This window comes from Enterococcus sp. DIV1421a (genome assembly GCF_051711025.1).
Taxonomy (GTDB): domain Bacteria; phylum Bacillota; class Bacilli; order Lactobacillales; family Enterococcaceae; genus Enterococcus_B; species Enterococcus_B hirae.
In genome coordinates this window covers 109,585-131,370 of record NZ_JBIOLU010000001.1, presented here as the reverse complement: position 1 = coordinate 131,370, position 21,786 = coordinate 109,585, and the positions used below count along the sequence as shown (strand labels likewise).

Sequence of the window (21,786 nt, the reverse complement as noted above, 5' to 3'; positions counted from 1 at the left end):
ATGAATTTATGTTGAAGACAGACTTCCCTAAATGCTACTAATAGCTTGCTTTATAACCAAAAGAGAGACTGACAGATTATTTTCTGACAGTCTCATTTTTTCTCCTATTTAAATCTTCTAAATATATATATCTATATACAAATCCATAACCATTAATCTTCCTTAAAAAAAAATGTACTTTTATTAAACAAGCTTATGTTCTAGAAAAGTATTTCTCTTGCTTTACAACATATGATTGTAACGAAGGCTCAGTTCTTTGTTGTCTAGGTAAGGTAAGAATATCTCCCATTTTTTTTAATTGAGGTATAGAAGGTGGCATTTGTTCATTGTTGATTCCTACAATACGAGAATCTTTTTTAAATTCTTCAACAATTTTATTCCGTTTATAAAGCCTCCAATTTCTTTTATAAATATTGTTATATCTTCTTTTTAAAACTATGTATTTTATTTTTTTATATATATTATTTTTTCTTTGACTTCGTATTTTTTCTAATTTCATCATCTTCTGTTGTAATTTTACATTTTTTGGATGATTTTTTCGCTTCAGATAATAATTGTTAAAAATATAGTCAAAAGACTTATTTTGTTCATGTTTATTAGTTTTCAAAGCCTTAAGAAATCGTTTTCTCATCTCTAAAGTTGAATTAGGGCAAGAGTTCCATTTAGGTCTCAATGTTGGTTTAGAATGAGAATATGACAGAATACTTTTTTGACAGTTAAAAAGAGCTACTTTAAGTGTAGATTCTACCTCGTTAACAATGCAGTTTCCAACATTTTGAAGTGACATATCAACGTTAAGCCTAGAAACACACTTTTTTGTTGATATGTGAACTAATTTCTTTAATTCTTCGAAAGGTTGTATCGTTGGTAGAGCAAACTTATTACTTAAATAAAGTACATGATTAAGCTGATCTATTCTTTCAGCATAGATGGTTACAAGTCCAACAGGAAATTGATGATTAAATAGTTTCGCTTTATCAACCATTACTACGTCATAACAATTTCCATGTTTATATATTATTAATCCAGAACAATGTCCTTTACCAGAATAAAGAGGATAGGCAAGTGGTACAATCAAAAATGACGTAGGATCATTTGTTTTAAGACTTTCCAGTATTTGTAACGATGCAGTAGTACTTGGTGCATTACAAAAATCTAGTGTTTTTGTTAATGACGAAAGAATGTGTTCTTTCCTATTTTCATCAATAAAGAACCCATCAGTATCCTGTTCAATCATTTTTTTGTAGGTAGAAAGTAGCATCACTTCGTCCTCTGTGCCAGTATCACCGTCTCTCTTGTGCTCTTTGACAGCATCTTCCATTCTATAGTATAAGTTGGTATTATGTTTTAACCCTAAGGTCAGGGCTAAAAGCTCATAACGACGTTGATAATCATCCATATAATTCAATTCCTTTCATATGTAGAGATTAAGATGAATAATTTAAAAAACTTTATTCGATTCATTAGTGGGAGTTGCTAACAAATATAGCATAGTTGAAGATATAATATTCATTAATTTTTTCCTCAAGAAAGAAATAGTTGTTCTAAGCTTACATAAATATGAGCACATCCCGTTATGACTATAAAAAAGATTACTCCACCATCTATAGAATCTAATATTTTTTTATATATAAAGAAAATGAGACCGATAACAATCGTCCCATCTCATTTTTACTTTATTTCAAGGCTTGAGCAACATCTTCAATCATTAATTTCATGGATTCTAAGCCTCCACCACTTAGATACCAAACGTCTGGCTGTAGCGAAATCACTTTATGATGTTTACCTGCATCCGTTTGTGCAATCAACTCATTCGCAGCGACATTATCCTTACTGTCATCGCCACCGATCGCTTTCGTACGATCTACCACAAAAAGAATACCAGGATTTTTGTCTAATACATATTCATAAGAGACGCTTTGTCCATGAGTAGAAGCTTCAATATGTTCATCTGCTTGTTTAAAACCAAAGACATCATGAACAAGTCCGAAGCGTGATCCTGAACCATAGGCGGATATTTGTCCTTCATTGACTAACGTCACTAACGCAGTTTGATCAAGATTACTTGTTTTTTCTTTTATCTCATTGATTTTTTTAGTTAAATCGGTAAGTCCTGCCTCGGCTTGATCTTCTCGATCAAAAATCTTTCCTAAGGTTTGAACATTTTGTTGTATCGATTCCCATGGCTTGCTTGAATCAACAGCTAAATATAAAGTAGGCGCAATTTTGTTTAATTCCTCTTGATAATCGCTTTGTCTCCCTGAGATAATGATCAAATCAGGTTGCATTTGGTTGATTTTTTCTAAATCAGGTTCTTTAAGTCCGCCTGCGGAATCCACTTCTTTATATTTTGCCAAATAGTCTGGTAAATTCTTCGTGGCCGCACCAACGACTTTATCCCCCACTCCTAATGCATCCAAAGTATCTAAAGAACCATTATCAAAGACGACGACTTTTTGAGGTTTTTGTTTAACTTCAATTTTCTCACCATTACTGTCTTTTACGGTCAAAGAAGATTGAACTTCTCCGCCACTGGTTTTCGTATTTGTCGTAGTATTTCCCGCATTGCTACCACATGCTGCTAACGCTACTGTTGCTACTAATAAAAAACTGACAACTAATTTTTTCATTCCGATTCTCCTTCTGCTATTTTAAAAATAAAGACAGAATCTGCGTCCTTCAATCTCGCAAACTCGAATGTCCATTTCATATAATTCATCTAAGATGTTCTTTTGGATAATTTCATTGGTGGCTCCTTGAATAAACAGTTCCCCATTTTTCATGGCAATGATCTCATCCGCATAGCTTGCTGCAAAATTGATATCATGAAGCACAATAATGATCGTTTTCCCTAAATCTCGAACTAAGTGTTGTAAAATTTGCATGATCTGAACAGCAAAATTCATATCCAAATTATTTAACGGTTCATCAAGTAAGATATAATCGGTATCTTGGGCTAACACCATCGCTATATAAGCTCGTTGTAATTGCCCACCCGAAAGCGTATGGATCATCTGGTTTTTTAAGGAGGTTAAACCTAAGTGTTGCAAAGCTTCCGCCACGATTTGTTGATCCTTTGTAGTTAGCTTGCCTTTTGTATAAGGAAAGCGCCCAAATTCTACCAATTCTTCCACTGTGATTTGCATACTGATGCCATTTGATTGGCGTAAAATGGCTAATTTTTGAGCTAATTCTTTTGATCGCCAGGCTTTCACTTCATTATGATCAAGATAGATTTCCCCAGTATCTTTCGCAATCAAACGACTAATCATGGATAAAACCGTTGATTTACCAGCACCATTGGGACCAATAAAAGCCGTTAATCTTTGGTCATGGATAGAGACATCGACATCTTTGACTACCCGTTTGTCATGGTAACTTTTATTGACCTTTTTTAAATCGATCATCCAATTGTCTTCCTTTCTCGAATCAGTTTGATCATAAAGTACAGTCCTCCTGAAAATTCTACGATGACACTGACAGTGGTATTCCATTTAAAAATTTGTTCAACCAGCAGTTGTCCCCCCACCAAAAACAGTAACGCAACCAAAAAACTACCTAAAAACAACTCTCGATGCCGATAAGTCGCAAATAATCGATAACTAACATTCGCTACAATAAAACCTAAAAAAGTTAATGGTCCTACTAATGCCGTTGCTGTCCCTGTTAAAAGACTGACACCGCACAGGATTAAAAATTGAAATCGCTCTGTATCGATTCCTAAATTGATTGCCTGCTCTTGCCCTAGATGAAAAACATCTAAATAACGACTTTTATAAAACAAAAAGAGCCATGTACCACTAATCAATATAGTTGCTGGTACTAGATAATGACTAGGGATGTTCCCAAAACTAGCAAATAATTTTCCTTGTAATAAATCATATTCGTTTGGGTCCATCACCACTTGTAGAAATGTACTAACACTACTGAACAAAGTCCCTAAGATGACACCAGTCATCAAAAGCAAAAACAAGTTCGTTTGTCCTTTCTTTAGTAAAAAGAAAAAGAGTAATTGACTCAAGCCAACCATTAACGCAATATTGGTCAAAAAAAAGCCAGTCCCTGTTTGCTGAAGCATGGTCACACCCCCAACGATAAAGAAAAGGACCGTTTGAACTAAGACATAGAGAGAATCTAGTCCTAATACTGAGGGTGTCAAAAACTGATTTTGGGTAATTGTCTGAAAACTGATCGTGGCACTACTGGTGGCTAACGCAACAAGTAAAAAAGCAACGATTTTTTTACTCCGTAAGGCCCAAGCAAATTGCCAATTTCCATAAGTGTTGATCGTTAAATAGCTCATAATCACTAAGAGGACAAGAAGCAACAGTCCAATGAATACGCCCCTTTTTTTAAGCATATTTTTTCCTCCTAACCAACAAATAGAGAAAAATAATTGCCCCGAAGATCCCCACGATCACACTTACTGGGATTTCGTAAGGGTAGATCACCAAGCGAGCAACGATATCACAAAAAAGTAAGAAAACACTTCCCAACAATGCAGTAATACCAATTGTTTTATGTACTTGATCTCCATATAAACGGGCTGTGATATTTGGAATGATTACCCCTAAAAATGGAATACTTCCCACCATGATCAAAACAATCGCACTAGCCAAAGAAACGAGACCGATCCCTAGTAACTGCATTTTTTTATAGTCAATCCCTAAATTGACCGCAAATGACTCCCCCAATCCAACAATCGTAAATCGATAAGCAAAGAAAGAAATAACGATTAATAATGGAACGGTTACATAAAGCAATTCATAATTTCCACGTATAATCGTGGCAAAATTCCCCTGTAACCAAGAAGACATATTTTGGATCAATTGAAATTGATAAGCAAAAAAAGTGGCAATGGAGCCGATGATATTACCTAACATGACACCGATCAATGGTAACATCAGTTGATTCTTTTGAGGTAACGTTTGTGCCAAAAAAAGAAATAAAAGTGTCCCACCAAAAGCAAACAAAAAAGCGGTAAATGAACGTAAAAGCAACGGTGCATTTGGTAAAAAAAGCATCACCACTAAAATACCCAATCTTGCACTATCCATCGTTCCAGCTGTGGTAGGCGAAACAAATTTATTTTGCGTCAAATGTTGCATGATCAAGCCACAAATACTGCTAGTTGCTCCTGCAAGGATCAGGCAAACCGTTCGTGGCAGACGAGTGGCAAGAAACAATTGCGTGCTTTGTCCTTTGAATTGAAGCAAATCAATTACTTGAATCGTTGAGACACCAATAAATAATGAGCTGATAGTCAGTAAACCTAACAACCCTATGAGCCAACCGTAGCGCATCAAACCCCTCCTGTAATTGATAATGATTCTCATTCTTATTCTAAGTGAACAGATGAACAAAAGCAACCGCTTTTTTTCCTTTCAAACTTCAATTGTTTGTATGTTATACTTTTATTAGCTATACAATGAAAAGGAGGATATTTTGATGTCAAAAGATGATGTACAAAGCCACTTAGATAAGGGGATGTATGGTACACCATTAGTTAATCCGGAGGAACAACATAAATATATGGGGACATTCCGTGAACGTTGCTATTTAAGTATGACTGTAGCTGAGATGAAAGATCCTATAAACAAAGAAAACTTTCTCAAAGAAATCGAAAAACAACCCGATGTTACGGTTCTTCTGAATGGCTCGCTACCTTTAACGATCCAGAATCAATATATCCAACTTGCTACCAAACAAAATGTACGCTTTACGATCGTTAATGATTATGTATCTGATGATCCCAATAGCTTTGGTTTATTAGTCGCTGCTAAAGAAGCGGTCAACGAGCCAGTCATTGATGTAGAAAAGAAATATCCCAAACAAGAGTCTCTTTCTCCAAAAGAACAGCCGAAGAAAAAAAGCTTTTGGGAACGACTATTTTAAGCTTATGCTGACTGTCATATTCCCCATAAAAGGCATGATACTCAAAACAATCTCTAAAAAAGAGAAGATACTAAAATTGACAAGCAATTTAAGTATCTTCTCTTTTTTTGGCGTTGAACACTATTTTCAATCTACAACATACCTCATTCAGTAAAAAATCTTTCACCTATGTTATCCCATAGCTAATTTCTTTTGATCTTCATAACTATTCAATCAATTTTAAGGGGCATTAACTAAATTCCATTCAACGTGCCCCGTATAATTTCCGGGTTGTGCTACCTTTGCATCAGTGATTTTGAGCGAGACATTTCCTAAATCATAATTATAGACAGAGGTATGAATTGCTTGAGTAGCTTTCATTATAACGGTTGGGCTATCCGTTTTTATTTCTGGTGAAATAGTACCTTGGACTTCACTACCACAATCAACCAAGTCCGTACTAGGATTAAATGGCGCATTTCCATCATTGATATTTTTCTTCACGATACCTTGGTTAGTTAGGACGATCGAGCTTGTTGGAATCTCCTGAGCGCTATCCCAAACAAGTTGCGCTTGTAGTGACCAACTATTATTAGTTTGACTCTCATCACATACACCGACATCAAAAGAAGTTTGTTTAATAAATGGAATATATTGCTCTCCTGATTCTTTTAATGGTGTTTCAAGAAAGCTAAATTTCTTAGGGATATAAGAAAGTCCAAATGAACTTGTTGTTCCCGGTCTCATATTGTCTGAAGGAGATGGCATTTCTGGTAATGGTGACCAGATGGCTTGATAAGTCGTATTGAGTAAGTCTGTCACCTGATTTCCACTGCCCCCTTCTTTTATGTTCCAGCCGATAAAAATGCTATTTGGTTTCTCAGCGACTAGAGTAGCTTTGAATTGATCAAGTGTTGCCATTTGTAGTTTAGGATCGGTAGGAGAAACCGCAACAGATTGGAAATAGTGTTTTGTTATACTATTATCTTCAAACGTCCCCCCGTTGGCATCAAAAGTAGGACCAGCGATTATCCGATTATTTGAAAGATAATTATAATTCAATAGTTTATTATCTTTGGCAATAACTAATAGTGGGGTCTTGTTGTCTGTAGTAAAGATATTAGTAGTATCAGTGACATTCGTCAGATCAAATTGTCTTAAATCTAATAAGTTTAACTCATTCATGCCAAGAAACATGCTGTTCATAATCTTTACTTTTTCGGTTTGAAAAGAGCTCAAATCTAATTTTTTTACACTAGATAAATAAGAAAACATATGATCCATATTTACTACTTGACGAACATCCCAATTTGCTAGTTCTAATTCTTGTAATTTTCGATCTGCATTGAACATATAATTCATATCTATAATATGGGAAGTATCCCAACCACTCAGATTTGCTTTAGTTAAAAGGGGATCATTAGCAAACATCGCTCCTGTGTTTGTCACTGTACTAACATCCAATCCCGTCAAATCTACTTCCTTTAAATTCGACCAAAATTGAAAAGCATGTCTTAAATCTGTCGTTTGAATTGGTACTTTATTCCCCGAAGCAATTTTAAAACTGGTAATCGATTTATAATTAGGGAAAACTGCAGTGTTGATATTGTTCAAAATAGTCGGCTTTCCATTGATTACTGTAGGCACAACGATTTCTTGGCTCTTTCCAATGTATTTCGTTAAAAGATAACGATCCTTTTGTGGCGTCAACTGATATTGCCATTCCGATACAGTACCGGTTGCTGCTGTAACAGAGGAAGTTATTTGATCTACAGGCGATGTCGCTACGTAACTTCCCTCAATAGAATGTTCATTCATTAGGTCTTTTAAAATGACACTGTTTGCTAGTTGTTCTTGCAATTGATTCTGCAATGAAACTGGCCAATGACTTAAATCTAAATTTTTTAATGCGTGACAATTAGTGACGAATCCTTTGACACTTTTAATCATGGTTGTCTTCCAATTGTTGATTCCCTCAATTTTTGTTAACTGTGGACAATCATTAAACATATCACTCAAATCTTCTGGCATTTCATTTTCTAAGATTGTCACTTGTGTTAAATTCGGACAATTCATAAACATACCTGATAGATTAGTCGCATCAAGTTTGTTGATCTTTACAGATTGTAATTGCGCACAGTTTTTAAACATTTCACTTGTATTAGTCACTTGACTAAAATCAGTCTGCCCAAAATCAACATTTCTAAGTGTTTGATTTCTAAAAAATACTTGTGACAAGTTGACACTATTTCCCTGATCACTAGCAATACAAGGGGCGAAAGGAAGATCAGCAGATACCGTCAAAGAATGCACTTCATTTTTGTTGATATCTCTCAAAAATTGTGGAGATAAGATTAGTTTTTTTATATTTGGTTGAATAGCATCTAAAAATGAAGAATTAATCACGATGGCTGGGACTTGGGTATTGTCTGACAATCCTGACAGCGTTAGTTCTGAATCATTCAATAGATAGTTGATGTGTTGATAGACTCCCTGATGAATTCCTCCCGTTGGCGATTCTACTACTTGCTTCAAGTCGTTGTTTTCAACGGCAGTCGCTGTTTGCTCTGTTTGGCTATCTGCAAAGCCTGATTGTCCATAATAAACCATATTTCCTAACAAAATCATCATGATCGAAACATATTTTATTTTTCTCAAATCAGTCAGCTCCTCTTCACTTATAATTGTTTCGCCACAACGAAAAAGTAACCAATACCTAATAAGATGAAACAAATTGAAGTAATAAGAATTAGTGTATTAAGATAAAGAATCGTTTTATTTTCTTCTCCTATAATCACTCTTTTATAATTCATTAAAAATAGGTAAATGGCTAAGCCCATGAAGAGAATACCCGTTGAAATAATAAAAATCGGTATCGTATACATAATTGTTCACTCCTTCCAATCAAATAAATATAAGACTTATACTTATTTGATTCCTCCTTTGAAAGTATGTTATTTCTGTTCATAAAGTAAATCATTCATACTCCTATTTTTTCTAAAAATGGATATAAACGAAAAATAGAATGAGTACTCATTAATTTTTCTTATATCTTATAATGAGATAACTGATGCCAGCTACATTGACTAAAAAGAGAATGATCCAACTAATTTGGAGCCATTGAGGAACAACAACGTGATAAAGCGACTGTTCATTGATATCATTAGCCGTTGTTGGATTGATCGTAAATTCTTTGCTAAATAACCATTCCTTGCCACCTGCCTTAACTGAACCAGTAAAAACATATGTCCCTGCTTTTAGTTCATCCTTTTTCCAATCAAATTGAAAAGGATAGACTGAATAAGGTGCAATATTTACATTTGTTTTTTGTTGCTCTTTGATGACTTTATCTGTATTTTTTTCAAGAATTTTACCTGCAACAGTTGCTTGATCAAATATATAAGGGTTAGGATTTAAAATATCTGCTTGAATGATTTTTCTTCCATTTGATAAAATCGGAGCGACTTTTTCTAAAGTAACAGAAATAGGTTGATTCATTTTGGTTTTTGCATTGTTGGTTAAAACTACTCCTAATGTGTAGTTATACGTATTTTCGATTGATACTTCTTTTTTCTGGTCTTTTGGTGTTTTTTCAGCTTTCTCAGAAACCACGATTCCTCCGACGACCACACCGGGAAATTTTTCTTTGGGTAATGTAACCGTAAGAGAGGTCTTTACTTCACTCTTTGCTGGTACTTTGACTTCTGACTGTGTCGCTTTGACGATCGAAGTCAATGGTAATTTCAAATCTTTGTTGTCTTTTATCGTACCTGTATAATCTAACAAACCATTCACATTGGTATTTGCGTTTGTAACTTTAATCGTTAATAGTTTCTCCTGATTTGAACTATTGATCAATTTAACACCCAATTGATCTTGTGTACCTGGTTGCTCACATAGATAAAAATAGCCTAAATTAGTATCAATTTGATGCACATTGGGAATACGTTCGATCGTATAGCCTCCCATTATTTCTTCTGCCTGAACATCCAACGTACCAATAAACATAAACATAAGAAATAAGATGATTGATTGCACTTTTTTTAACAATACCGTTCTTCCTTCCTTTTTTTGATTATCAGCAGCTCTTTGATCAAAAGCTTGGTCTGCCAATAATCAAAAAAAGGAAAAGAGTAAGTCCTTTCCCTTCTTAAGGTAATTATGGAGCAACCGATAGATTCCATTCGACATGTCCTGTATGTGTCCCTGCTGGCGTAGTTTTTGTATTTGCTATTTTAAGAGACACTTGTCCTAATCCATAATCATAGGTGTCATTATGCACAAATCCCTGTGTTCCTGACATCAATAAAACTTGAGCATCTGATGTAATCTCAACATTTGGCACAGCAGTAACTGAACCAGCTGGAGCGTCCACTAACTGACCATTTCCAGTATTGACCTTCGCATTAGTTCCAGTATGGGCAGTTTGAATCGACATTCCTTTTTCTCCATTATCCCAAACAACTTGTGCTTTTAAAGACCATCCCATAGTTTCCCGAGTTTTGTCTTTGACCCCGACATCAAATGTGCCAGAATTTTGCGGCATGGTCACAGGGATCGTTTGAGAGCCAGTTTCCAATAATTTTGTTGACGGGATTGTAAAAGTACCTGGTTCATAAGCAATCCCAAAGGCAACCGTAGGATTATTTGATTTATTCCCTGGATCAGATGAGCTGGCAGGATCTTTCGTATTACTTGGTGGCGTTGGATTACTCCCACCATTCGTTGGTAATTCAAGTGGCGCACTGATCGGTGTTTCAGCTGTTGCTGGACTCGGAGTCGTAGTTGTGCTTGCTGCGTATACCCTTGGATTATTAATTAATAAAAAAGAAGCCAACAAGCCAGTGCTGATTAAAAAAGTACTTTTTTTCATTTATTTCACTCACTTTCTTTTTTCACACATTGGGTATTTTTATACTGTCCTGATTGAACAAAAAAAGCGTATCATTAAACTAGATTCAGTTTTTTTTGTTTTTTTTTTGATTTCACACTTATTTTTAAAAAAATTAAAAAACAAATCACTAAGAAAAACAGATGACACTAACTTTTTACATATGACTTTTAAAAATAAATCGTGTACTTAGCAACCCGATGCATAAAAAAACCCATAAAATCCGAAAATAACACCCTTATTTTCTGGATTCTATGGGATATTTTTAACTAGTGAGTTTTGCCATAATGTGATTAATTTTGAGTCAGGATATTAAGTTCAGGATACAATAAATGCAACACGTCTAAAGTCAATCTTCTCCCTTTACCTGCAAATGGGTACACGTGCATATGCATTGCTGGATTAAAGTTAGCTTCGATAATCCCATAAGCAGTAGCGCTGTTTTCCGGTGCTACCTCTTTGTCCGGAATAATCAAATCGATTCCACTAATTTTTGCGCCTAAAGCTTCAACTGCAGAAACAGCTATCTGCTTATAACTTTCAGAAAATTCGTCTGTGACATCAATCGAATCGCCACCTGTACTAATATTAGAATTTTCTCGTAGATAAACAACCTGATCTTTCTGGGGAACAGAAGAAACGGTAAGACCTTGTTCTTTTAACATCAGTTGCTCTAATTCTCCTAATTGAATTAGCTCTAAAGGTGCTCGATGATTTGTGCCTCTTAAAGGATCAAGATTCTTTTCAGCGACCAATTCAGCAACTGTACGTTGTCCATCTCCGACGACATTCGCAGGTTTACGAAGCATGATTGCTTTGACTTTGCCATCAATCACAAAGAAGCGATATTCCGTGCCTGGCATAAATTCTTCTACTAAAATCGAACGATCTTCGCTAAAGGCAATCGCAAGTCCTGCTTGATAGTCCGCTAAATCAGCGCCTTCTTTAAAAATCGTGATGCCCAGTCCATAGTTCGTTGATTTAGGTTTAATGACAAATGCTTTGTTTGCAAATCTTGGATAGGCTTTGACTGCTTCCTCCATTGTCGTAAACTCGGCTCCGTTTGGCACACGATAGCCGGCTTCTTTCAAGACTTTTTTAGTGACCGTTTTATTTTCCATGATCAAGGGAACGATATAGCTATCTTTACTTGTCATATTTGCATTTTTCACGTACTCAATATGATCGTGATGCTGTAACCGCAAAAATTGATCCGATTCGTCAATCACTTTCACTTCAATACCTTTTTGGATCGCATCAAATAACAAGATTTGCGTAGACAACTCCATCTCTCTAAATCCTGCGAGTTGATACGGACGTTCATGCGCTTTTTGATAGTAAGAAAGACCCAAAGAGGTAGCAAACTGATGTTGACTACTTTCTTTTGCTGCTTGATAGATTGTTCCTGCTAATGTTTCACTTGGACGTTCCAGTTCTTCTAACATTTTTTCAATCAATGGTAGTGCCTCTAGTTGCTCAAGTTCGAGCGCCATTTTCTTCATATCAGTTAAAAGATAACGGCCTTCCTCGATAAACTCGGTTTGATTTAGAGGATGTTCAAGAGAGACGATTTCATTTTTTCTAGTTCCTTCTTCTACCCATTGATCAGCTGCTTCTTTTTCTTCCGTCCATAACATATAAGTTAAAAATAACTGTAAGAAACGAACTTGTTCTTGATCAATTCCTAAACGTGCATTGGGATTTAAATCGATATTTCTTAATTCGATATAACGCACACCCGTTTTAGCTAAATCTGCTACCCGTTTACCACCACGAAAACGAAGTGGCGTATAAAATTCTTTTTCTTCTGATAGTTTTCCTTCTTCAACCATCTTTTCAATGTCGAACAAATATTGCTCCATTGAAGCATACGAAACTTTGACATTTGGATGATTCGTATAACCATACGAACTATTCCGAATACTTCGAACTGGCTCATTAGGAGCTGGTTTATCAATGAAATAGTTTGCTTCACTTAATGGTGATGCCCCATAAAAATAGGTAATCAACCACCGATAGCGCAGAAAATTGCGCGCAGTTTTCAAATATAGCTCTGTTTTAAAAGCAGCAAACTCCGAAAACTCTGTTTGTTGCACAAACAACGATCGAAGCAAATCATCTCCAAATTCAAAATTAAAATGGATACCACTAACCATTTGCTTTCTTTTCCCATATTCTTTAGCTAAATAGCGGCGATATAACACATCTTCAAAATTTGCTAATTTTGCAATCATGATGTCTTCATCTTTTGCTGGCAATGCTGGTGGCATACTTAAAGGCCAGATCATTTCATTTTCAGGAATTGAGCGAGCAGCAACATCATAAATGGCTGACATATATTGGAAAAGCTCATGGATCGAATCGGTGACTGGTGTAATTAATTCAATTTGTGTTTCACTAAAGTCTGTCTGTATATATGGATGAAACGTACGATCGCCAAAAACACTTGGATGATCAGTACGTGTTAGATCTCCTGTAAGGTTCACTCGCTGTCCTTCTCGTTCTACACCAAAACGTGCTTGATCGATAAATGGACGTGAACTAGGATGTTTTAGTAATTGTTTAAAATTCATGTTGATTATCCTCCAGTTCGTATGCCTCTAATTATAGTAAAAAATAGCCAGAAAAAGAATGAAATTGTTTCAAAATATAAAAAAAGCCTGTCCAATTTTATGTACGCTTACTTCGTCGGTTGGGTTGGTTCACTCCCATACCTTACTAATACCATCATTATATGTAGAATTACCGTTACCTTTCTATAAGAAAAAGCATCTAGCTAAAAAGATTCAATTTTTTAGCTAAATGCTCTTCTTGCTGATAAAAAGAATAACTGCTTACTCTTCTTTCAACAATCCTTTAAATAAACCAATAACAAAATCATTAGGTTCAAATGGTTCAAGATCATCGATTCCTTCGCCAAGCCCTACCAATTTCACCGGTAAGTGAAGTTCATTACGGATGGCTAACACGATCCCACCTTTGGCTGTACCATCTAGTTTGGTTAAAACGAGCCCAGTGACATCAGTTGTTTCTTTAAATTGTTTTGCTTGTACCATTGCATTTTGACCAGTAGTCGCATCTAGTACAAGTAATGTTTCATGAGGTGCATCTGGTAATTCTCGTTGAATGACACGTTTGATTTTTTCCAACTCATTCATCAAGTTGACTTTGTTTTGTAAACGTCCAGCTGTATCTACTAACAACACATCTGCCTGTTCATTTTTCGCACGTTCCATCGCATCATACACAACTGCTGCTGGGTCGCCACCAGCATTTCCCCGAACCACTTCGACACCAGCACGTTCGCCCCAAACCACTAATTGGTCAATCGCACCTGCTCGGAAAGTATCGGCTGCTGCCAGCAGCACTTTTTTCCCTTCATTTTTGTATTGGTGGGCTAGTTTTCCGATACTGGTTGTTTTTCCAACACCGTTTACCCCGACAAACAAAATAACTGTTAATCCTTCTTCTTGTAGATTTAATTCATTAACTTCGTTGATTCCTTCTTGTTCATATAAATCCACTAATTTTTCAATGATTGCATTTTGGATCTCAGCTGGTTTCTTTGCGTTTCTCAGTTTTACTTCTTGACGCAACGCTTCAGAAATCTGAATAGCCGTATCAAACCCAACATCCGCACCAATCAGTGTTTCTTCTAATTCTTCAAAAAAGTCTTCGTCTACTGTCCGAAAATTAGCAAACAATTCATTCATTCGTTCGCCAAATGTTTTTCTGGTTTTTTCTAACCCTTTATCATATTTCTCTTGTACTTCGACTTCTTCTGGTTCTTGTTGTTCACCAGTAAAAGCACGCTTGATTTTATCAAAAAAGCCCATACGATCCCCCCTAATCTAAAACAAATTTTTCGATAACTTTGGCTACACCATGTTCTAAGTTACTTGACGTAACATAATTCGCTGCTTCTTTAACAAATGGGACGGCATTTGCCATGGCAACACCCATTCCAGCGTATTCAATCATCGGCAAATCGTTTTCTTCATCCCCAATTGCCATGATCTCAGCTGGTTCTAAACCTAAATCTTTTGCTAGTAAAGAAATACCATAAGCTTTTGTCACACCTTTTGGCATAAATTCTAAAAGCATACTGCGGGTCTTGATGATTTCATAACGTTCATGAAATTCGGCTGGTATTTCTTTGATCTTAGGATCTAATTCCGCTTGCGGATAGGCAATAACTGCTTTATTCAACACAAACTCGTCTGTCAGATCTGCTAAATTTGCCGGTTGAAATTGCAATAATTTATTTAATGTGTTGTATAAAGATTTCTTCCCTGGTGCAGTCGGTAATTGTAAAACCACATGATCTGATAATACATCTAAGGGCAATGCCAATTTTTGCGCAAGATCATATAAACGATGGATATCAGCAACTTCCATCACTTTTTTCTCAATGATTTCTCCTGTATCATTTTTTTGAACAAGACCACCATTGAAGGTGATGCTATAATCCCCTTCGTCCACTAATCCTAACTCTTGCAAATAATGAGCCATTGCTGCTAAGGGACGACCAGTACATAAAACGATCTTAACACCTTTTTCTTTTGCTTTCGCTAAAGCTTGCTTATTCTCATCTGAAATTTGTTTTTCTTCATTCAATAATGTACCGTCTAAGTCGATCGCAATTAATTTAATCATTTATTTCCTTACACCTTCGTTTCCATTTTTCCTTCTTCATTGATATCTTCCATACGGACAGACACAATTTTTGAAACACCTGATTCTTGCATGGTTACTCCATATAAAACATCGGCAGCTACCATGGTACCTTTTCGGTGTGTGACCACGATGAATTGAGTGTCATCTTGGAAATCACTTAAATAACGTCCGAATCTTTTCACATTTGCTTCATCTAACGCAGCTTCTACTTCGTCTAAAATACAAAATGGAACAGGACAAACTCGGATGATTGAAAACAGCAAGGCGATAGCAGTTAATGCTCTTTCTCCGCCAGAAAGCAAGCTCAGACTTTGTAATTTCTTGCCCGGTGGTTGCACTTCGATTTCGATCCCTGTTTTTAATAGATCCGATGGGTCAGTCAATACCAATTCTGCGCGACCGCCACCAAACATATTAGGAAAGACTACTTTAAACTCTTGCCTGATTGCTTCAAAGACTTCTTTAAAGCGAGCCCGTACTTCAGCATCCATTTCTTCCATTGTTTCAAACAATTGGTTCTTTGCAGATAACAAATCATCACGTTGTGTGGCTAAAAACGTATGTCGTTCATTCACTTGCTCAAATTGCTCAATCGAACGGATATTCACTGGTCCAAGGTCTGCGATCTGCTCTTTTAAGACTGCTACTTTCGTGCGACTACTTACAATATCGGAAGTTGGCTGGTAATCAGTGACAGCTTTTTCAAAGCTGATTTGGTATTCCGTTTGCAAATAGCTCAGCTGATGATCCAACAACATTTCTGCACGGTCTTTTTGCACTTCCAGTTTCGATTGTTCTGTTAGCTGTTGCTTTTGTTGTTGGTTTTTTTCAGCAAGTACTGTTTCAAGCTGATCGATTTCTTTTTGCGTACGTTCTCGTTGTTCCTTCACTGCCACTAGTTCTGCTTGCAGTTCTTCACGCTGTTGCGCAAGTTCCGTGATTTGGCTCGCTAAACTTTCTTCAGTGATTTCATGATCAGAAAAATCTGCAGTCAATGTTGCTAATTGTTGCTCTAAACTTGTCTGACGTTCAAGTGCTTCATTTTTTTGAACACGTGCTCCACGTAATTGGATCTGTAAATGATTGAATTGCTCTTTCAAGACAGCTAAATCTGCTTGTTCCTGTGCTTTTCGTGCTTGGACTTGTGATCGTTTTTCTTCCATTTGATCACTTTCTTGGTTCAGTGATTTGATCTCTTCATCGATTTGTTGTCGTTGTTGTTCGATTTCCTTTTGTCTTGCCGTTAACTCTGCTTGTTGTTTTTGATATGTTTCGATGAATTGTTGCAATTCTCTCGTTTCAAAGTTTGAGAGTTGCTTTTCTTTTTCAAAGCGTGCTAAGTCATTCGTGATATTTTGCAGTTGATTCGTTATTTCCTGCTCTTCAAACCGCAATTGTTCATTTTGCGTACGCAACTTTTCTTGTTTTTGGCTCAAGTCAGCGACTTTGGTTTGTAGTTCTTGAACAATTTTTTCTTGATTTTGCAACTGCTGATCTGCTTGTTCATATTCTGCTGTCAGCTGTTTCAATTCTTGATTTTGAGAGAAGAGACTGCCTTGATTCCCCCGTTTATTTGCTCCACCCGTCATGGAACCACCAGCATTCATCACGTCTCCTTCCAGAGACACTACTCGGTATTGGTATCGTATGGTCTGAGCAATAGCATTGGCACTAGTTAGATCCTTCGCTAATAAGATCGTTCCCAATAAATTGTGGACCACGGTTTGAATTTCTGCAGGGAATGTCACTTGTTCACTTGCGATACCTAAAAACCCATCTACCGCTGCTGCTTGCGAAAGAACGTGCGCAGGTAACTGTCTAGGTTTAATCGTTGTTAACGGTAAAAAGGTCGCTCTACCCCCTCTTTGCTTTTTCAAATAAGTGATTGCTTGACGTGCATCGTGTTCGTTTTCAACAATGACGTGTTGCGCTGCTCCACCTAGAGCTGTTTCGATTGCAAGGGTAAAAGAGCTAGGTACATCAATCAACTCAGCGACTGCACCTACGATACCAGATAATTGTTGTTTATGTTGTAAAACTAACCGAACGCCCTGGTAGAAACCAAAATAGTTTTCTTGGATTTCTTGTAAACTTTTTTGGCGCGCCTTTAATTGTTGGACTTGGTTCATCAATTGGTACATTTTAGGTTGTTCATTGGTTAATTTAGTTTGTACTGTTTTCCCTTTTGTTTGAACTTCTTCCAACTCATGTTGGTTCTTAACTAAAGCTTGTTGAAGATTTGCTTGTTTTTCAGATAGTTCCTGTTTTTGAGCGGATAACGCCAAGACAGAGGCTTCTACTTCTGATTGCTTCGCTAATGTTTGTTTACTTTTGGACGTTTCTTGTAAATATTGACGTTCAAGATATTTCAATTCATTTCCGACATTCGCTTGTTCTTGCATCAAATCAACATATTGATCTCGTAATTCAGATAATAATTCCTTCGTTGATTTTTGATATTTTTCCAATTCTTGTTGTGTCTTCATCAACTGTTGTTGTGCTTCTTGGATTTCTGTTTCTTTTTCAGTTGTTTCTTTTGTCAATTTTTCCTGAAGTTCCTCAAAATGCGCTACTTTCTTTTGCGCCTCGGCCAAAGAAGCCTGATATTCTTGCGTACTCTTTTGTGTATGCTTTGTCCGCTCTATTAAGACATCTTTTTGCCCTTCTGCTTGTTTTAATCTTTCAGACAATGCCAACAGACTTTGTTGCCCTTTTTCAATTTGACGGTCTTTTTTGGCGTTTTGCTTTCTTTTTTCTGATAGTACGGCTTCTTGCGATTGGATATGTGTCGCTAATTTTGTCAGCTCTTGATTGAATTGTGTCAGCTGAGTTTGTTTTTCTTCCCACTCTTTTTTCGCTACGTTGATCTCTGTAATCATCAACGCTATATCCGTTTGGGTTAATTCTTCTTTTAACTGCAAAAATTTCTTAGCGATTTCACTTTGCTCAGCTAGAGGTGTTAATTGCTCTTGCAACTCGTAAATAATGTCTTGCACTCGACTAAGATTATCTTCTGTTTCAAATAACTTTTGTTCCGCTTTTTTCTTGCGTTGTTTATATTTTAATACACCTGCTGCTTCTTCAAATATTCCTCGACGGTCTTCTGGCTTACTACTAAAAATTGCTTCTACTTTCCCTTGTGAAATGATCGAAAACGATTCTTTTCCTAAACCTGAATCTAAGAACAGTTCTTGTATGTCTTTCAATCGACAAGGTTGTTTATTGATAAAAAAATCACTTTCGCCTGTTCGTCGATAGCGACGAGTCACGCTGATTTCTTGATAATCCAATGGTAAATAATGATCGGAATTATCCAAAAGTACTGTAACTTCTGCCACATTCAAAGGCTTACGAGAGTCTGAACCAGCGAAAATAATATCGGGCATTTTCCCACCTCGAAGGCTCTTAGCAGATTGCTCGCCTAAAACCCAGCGGATTGCTTCAGTGATATTACTTTTGCCACTCCCATTTGGTCCAACGACGGCTGTCACACTATTTTCAAAATCAATCACTGTTTTATCTGCAAAGGATTTAAATCCAGCTATTTCAATTCGTTTTAAATACACGAAGCGTTCCCTCACTTACTTTTACAGTGCTGCCAGTGCATTTTCTGCAGCAGCTTGTTCTGCTAGTTTTTTCGATTTTCCTTGCCCAGTCCCAATCAACTTGTCATCTACATAGACTTCGATCCAAAAAATCCGTTCATGTGCCGGACCTTCCTCTTTTATTAATCGGTATTCAATAAATACATCACCTGATTTTTGCAACACTTCTTGCAACTTCGTTTTATGATCCATCTCATGTGAAAAAGCACCTGCTTTGACTTTTGGAAAGACAACTGTTTGAAGAAAGGCATGGGCTGCTTCAAACCCTTGATCAAGGTACAAAGCACCTAGAAAGGCTTCAAATAAGTCACAAAGAAGAGCTGGTCTGGTTCTTCCCCCAGAATTTTCTTCTCCTTTACCTAACATGATATATTTATCAAATCCACATTCTTTGGCAAACTTGGATAAACTATCTTCACGAACGATCGCCGCACGTGTCTTTGTTAATTTACCTTCTGGGATATCTGGATATAAACGATATAAATATTCTGAAACCATTAATTCTAATACGGCATCTCCTAAAAATTCTAATCGTTCGTTATCTGATAGTTGAAGGTTGCGATGCTCATTCACATAGGATGAATGGGTAAAAGCTTGTTCAAGTAGATTGAGATCGTGAAAAACGATAGTATACTTTTCTTTTAATTCATTTGTCAGCTGATTGTCCATTTTTCACATTCCTTTATGGATATTTTTTCAATACTTCCTTATTATACTGGTTTTTGTCTAAATTTGAAATGGTTCCGACAAAAGGTAAGTAAAGGTTTAATAAACCTCAAGGATCCAATGATTTTTTCGATTAAAGAATTTATTAGCTGATTATTTGATTGATTTGATAAATAGTATTCAAAAGTTGCCAGCTATACGAAAAGACCTCCCAAACCGTTTCCGTGTTTGGGAGGTCTTTCTCATTGCCAGATTCATTCATTACTTTCGCTAAACGGCATGTATGTCCTTATTTTAAGAACGTGATTCTGCTGTTACCGTTACTTTCGCCCATGGATTTGGTGCATCATATGACCAATCCCAATCTTTAGTACGATCGCTTACTGGTAGTACTTCATTACGGAACAATGTTGGAATTGCGAAAGCTTCTTCAAATGCATATGCTTGCCATTTTTTATATGCTTCTTTTTGGTAATCTGCATCAAATGCTTCACTTGAATTGATATCATTGATCAATTTCGTATTTTCTTCTGATTCAAAACGAGTGTAGTTGAATGCTGCATTTGGTCCCCATAGTCCGTTTGGATTTGGATCAGTTCCTGTACTCCAAGCTGCTTGATATACATCAATTTCAGGATCGTCATTTTCTAATTTATCGTAGAATGAGTTAAATTCGATTAAACGTCCAGTCGTGTATTTCACATCTAAGCCGATTTTTTTCCATTGTTGCACATAGTAATCAGATAATGGTTGCGCTGTTTCGCCACCTGACATTGAAGCAAAGTTGATCGTTAATTTATTCCCGTCTTTATCTTCACGTAACCCATCACCATCTACATCTTTATAGCCAGCATCATCCAATAATTTGTTTGCTTTATCGATATCTTGCGTAAATCCTTTTAGATCGTCATCGTGGAATGATTCAAATACAGGAGGAATCAATGAAGTAGCATTGCTTCTTAACCCTGCATAGAAACGTTCCCCTACTGCATCGTTATCTAATGCATAACCCATTGCTTGTCGCAATGATTTATCTGCCATTTTAGAATTTGGATCGTATTCAACACTGCTCTTTTCAGCATTCCATTTACCTAATTTGAAGCCTAAGTAAGTGTATGATGTTTGTTCACGTCCTAAGTTTGTGTAACCTGAGACATCTTTATATGTGTCATACGTATCTGTAGGCATTTGGAAAATCATGTCATAAAGTTTTGAGTTCAAAGCTTCTGTTGCACTAGCAATCGGCAATGATTTCATCGTGATTTTTTTCAATTGTGGTTTGCCATTCCAGTAATATTCATTTGGTAGATACTCTACTGATTCTCCTGCAACGATATTACTCATGTAATATGGACCAAAAGTCACTGGATTTTTACGTACTTGATCACTTGATTCCATGTCTTTGATTGCTACACCTTCAAGTGTGTGTTTTGGAGCTGCATATGCCCAAATCCCACCACCTGATTGAAGCATACTTGGTTCCACTTTTTTATATTCGATTTCAACTGTCTTATTGTCCACTTTTTTGATACCTGAGATTGTCGGAGCGCTACCGCTATGGTATTCTTCCATCCCAACGATGTTTCGGAAGTTATCATCATAACGGATACCTGTATAATCCTTGTTACCGATAATTTCATAAGGGAAAATCACGTCATCTGCGGTTACATCTTTACCATCTGACCATTTTACATTGTCTTTTACTTTGATCGTTGCTTTTTTCGTCTCTTGGTCTAAATCTAAACTCGCTGCACCATCATTTGTGATCTTGAAGTCCGCATCATTTGTAAATAGTGCTTCATGAGAAGGTGCCATAAATGCTGCATCGTAAGAATCTTGATAAAATTCCCATTGGAACAATCCTTTGAATTGACTATCGGTTGCTACTGCAGCCTCCAATTCGCCATCTTTTATTGCATCTTTATCATTTTTCGTTGAGATTGGAAATGTTAATTCCTTCTTCTCACCGTTATTTGCTGAACTCCCAGAAGAGTTAGAACCTCCGCCGCTTCCACAAGCAGCTAATGCCATTACTGAAAAAAGTGTAACAACGCCTAAAATTGATTTCTTCAT

General features: G+C 36.5%; 16 protein-coding genes. 1 reads left to right on the top strand and 15 read right to left on the bottom strand.

The window, feature by feature from the left end; translation table 11 throughout:
* Positions 1 to 193 precede the first annotated feature (193 nt).
* From IGK21_RS00630 to IGK21_RS00610, 5 genes are all read right to left on the bottom strand, one after another.
* Positions 194 to 1,399, bottom strand: coding sequence for a hypothetical protein (locus IGK21_RS00630; RefSeq protein WP_034698660.1), 1,206 nt, complete (start codon positions 1,397 to 1,399; stop codon positions 194 to 196).
* 277 nt (positions 1,400 to 1,676) lie between these two features.
* On the bottom strand, positions 1,677 to 2,630 hold the full coding sequence (locus IGK21_RS00625; protein WP_181914751.1) for a siderophore ABC transporter substrate-binding protein: 954 nt from the start codon (positions 2,628 to 2,630) through the stop codon (positions 1,677 to 1,679).
* Between the two features lie 21 nt (positions 2,631 to 2,651).
* On the bottom strand, positions 2,652 to 3,407 hold the full coding sequence (locus tag IGK21_RS00620; protein WP_034698655.1) for an iron ABC transporter ATP-binding protein: 756 nt from the start codon (positions 3,405 to 3,407) through the stop codon (positions 2,652 to 2,654).
* On the bottom strand, positions 3,404 to 4,360 hold the full coding sequence (locus tag IGK21_RS00615) for an iron chelate uptake ABC transporter family permease subunit (RefSeq protein ID WP_181914750.1): 957 nt from the start codon (positions 4,358 to 4,360) through the stop codon (positions 3,404 to 3,406). The genes IGK21_RS00620 and IGK21_RS00615 overlap by 4 nt, the downstream gene beginning before the upstream one ends.
* Entirely contained in the window at positions 4,353 to 5,303 is a 951-nt protein-coding gene (locus IGK21_RS00610) for an ABC transporter permease (RefSeq protein ID WP_010736816.1), read from the bottom strand. Before IGK21_RS00610 ends, IGK21_RS00615 begins: the two co-directional genes overlap by 8 nt.
* Before the next feature lie 145 nt (positions 5,304 to 5,448).
* Here IGK21_RS00610 and IGK21_RS00605 point away from each other — a divergent pair, with 145 nt between their 5' ends.
* Positions 5,449 to 5,895: a YueI family protein gene (locus IGK21_RS00605; RefSeq protein ID WP_010720405.1), complete on the top strand. Its 447-nt coding sequence runs from the start codon at positions 5,449 to 5,451 to the stop codon at positions 5,893 to 5,895.
* Positions 5,896 to 6,114: 219 nt separating this feature from the next.
* Here IGK21_RS00605 and IGK21_RS00600 read toward each other — a convergent pair whose 3' ends face one another.
* From IGK21_RS00600 to IGK21_RS00555, 10 genes are all read right to left on the bottom strand, one after another.
* Positions 6,115 to 8,532 carry a BspA family leucine-rich repeat surface protein gene (locus tag IGK21_RS00600; RefSeq protein ID WP_063626409.1) on the bottom strand — a complete coding sequence of 806 codons (2,418 nt, stop codon included), beginning with the start codon at positions 8,530 to 8,532 and terminating at the stop codon, positions 6,115 to 6,117.
* 20 nt (positions 8,533 to 8,552) lie between these two features.
* Positions 8,553 to 8,759, bottom strand: coding sequence for a hypothetical protein (locus IGK21_RS00595; protein WP_034698647.1), 207 nt, complete (start codon positions 8,757 to 8,759; stop codon positions 8,553 to 8,555).
* A 151-nt stretch (positions 8,760 to 8,910) separates the two neighbouring features.
* Positions 8,911 to 9,924 carry a DUF3324 domain-containing protein gene (locus IGK21_RS00590; RefSeq protein WP_181915167.1) on the bottom strand — a complete coding sequence of 338 codons (1,014 nt, stop codon included), beginning with the start codon at positions 9,922 to 9,924 and terminating at the stop codon, positions 8,911 to 8,913.
* Positions 9,925 to 10,033: 109 nt separating this feature from the next.
* Entirely contained in the window at positions 10,034 to 10,747 is a 714-nt protein-coding gene (locus tag IGK21_RS00585; RefSeq protein ID WP_181914749.1) for a hypothetical protein, read from the bottom strand.
* 311 nt (positions 10,748 to 11,058) lie between these two features.
* Positions 11,059 to 13,338 carry a bifunctional glutamate--cysteine ligase GshA/glutathione synthetase GshB gene (gshAB, locus tag IGK21_RS00580; protein ID WP_181914748.1) on the bottom strand — a complete coding sequence of 760 codons (2,280 nt, stop codon included), beginning with the start codon at positions 13,336 to 13,338 and terminating at the stop codon, positions 11,059 to 11,061.
* A 261-nt stretch (positions 13,339 to 13,599) separates the two neighbouring features.
* A complete protein-coding gene (gene ftsY / locus IGK21_RS00575) occupies positions 13,600 to 14,601 on the bottom strand; it encodes a signal recognition particle-docking protein FtsY (RefSeq protein WP_181914747.1) in 1,002 nt (333 codons plus the stop codon).
* A 10-nt stretch (positions 14,602 to 14,611) separates the two neighbouring features.
* Positions 14,612 to 15,421: a Cof-type HAD-IIB family hydrolase gene (locus IGK21_RS00570; RefSeq protein WP_063626406.1), complete on the bottom strand. Its 810-nt coding sequence runs from the start codon at positions 15,419 to 15,421 to the stop codon at positions 14,612 to 14,614.
* Between the two features lie 8 nt (positions 15,422 to 15,429).
* Complete coding sequence (gene smc, locus IGK21_RS00565) at positions 15,430 to 19,008, bottom strand: chromosome segregation protein SMC (RefSeq protein WP_181914746.1); 3,579 nt, start codon at positions 19,006 to 19,008, stop codon at positions 15,430 to 15,432.
* 21 nt (positions 19,009 to 19,029) lie between these two features.
* On the bottom strand, positions 19,030 to 19,716 hold the full coding sequence (rnc, locus tag IGK21_RS00560) for a ribonuclease III (protein WP_010720414.1): 687 nt from the start codon (positions 19,714 to 19,716) through the stop codon (positions 19,030 to 19,032).
* 291 nt (positions 19,717 to 20,007) lie between these two features.
* On the bottom strand, positions 20,008 to 21,786 hold the full coding sequence (locus tag IGK21_RS00555) for an oligopeptide ABC transporter substrate-binding protein (protein WP_010720415.1): 1,779 nt from the start codon (positions 21,784 to 21,786) through the stop codon (positions 20,008 to 20,010).

Bases quoted from the DNA above. Each gene is read 5' to 3' on its own strand.
- IGK21_RS00630 (WP_034698660.1), bottom strand. From the start codon at position 1,399: ATGGATGATTATCAACGTCGTTATGAGCTTTTAGCCCTGACCTTAGGG.
- IGK21_RS00625 (WP_181914751.1), bottom strand. From the start codon at position 2,630: ATGAAAAAATTAGTTGTCAGTTTTTTATTAGTAGCAACAGTAGCGTTA.
- IGK21_RS00620 (WP_034698655.1), bottom strand. From the start codon at position 3,407: ATGATCGATTTAAAAAAGGTCAATAAAAGTTACCATGACAAACGGGTA.
- IGK21_RS00615 (WP_181914750.1), bottom strand. From the start codon at position 4,360: ATGCTTAAAAAAAGGGGCGTATTCATTGGACTGTTGCTTCTTGTCCTC.
- IGK21_RS00610 (WP_010736816.1), bottom strand. From the start codon at position 5,303: ATGCGCTACGGTTGGCTCATAGGGTTGTTAGGTTTACTGACTATCAGC.
- IGK21_RS00605 (WP_010720405.1), top strand. From the start codon at position 5,449: ATGTCAAAAGATGATGTACAAAGCCACTTAGATAAGGGGATGTATGGT.
- IGK21_RS00595 (WP_034698647.1), bottom strand. From the start codon at position 8,759: ATGTATACGATACCGATTTTTATTATTTCAACGGGTATTCTCTTCATG.
- IGK21_RS00585 (WP_181914749.1), bottom strand. From the start codon at position 10,747: ATGAAAAAAAGTACTTTTTTAATCAGCACTGGCTTGTTGGCTTCTTTT.
- gshAB (WP_181914748.1), bottom strand. From the start codon at position 13,338: ATGAATTTTAAACAATTACTAAAACATCCTAGTTCACGTCCATTTATC.
- ftsY (WP_181914747.1), bottom strand. From the start codon at position 14,601: ATGGGCTTTTTTGATAAAATCAAGCGTGCTTTTACTGGTGAACAACAA.
- IGK21_RS00570 (WP_063626406.1), bottom strand. From the start codon at position 15,421: ATGATTAAATTAATTGCGATCGACTTAGACGGTACATTATTGAATGAA.
- rnc (WP_010720414.1), bottom strand. From the start codon at position 19,716: ATGGACAATCAGCTGACAAATGAATTAAAAGAAAAGTATACTATCGTT.
- IGK21_RS00555 (WP_010720415.1), bottom strand. From the start codon at position 21,786: ATGAAGAAATCAATTTTAGGCGTTGTTACACTTTTTTCAGTAATGGCA.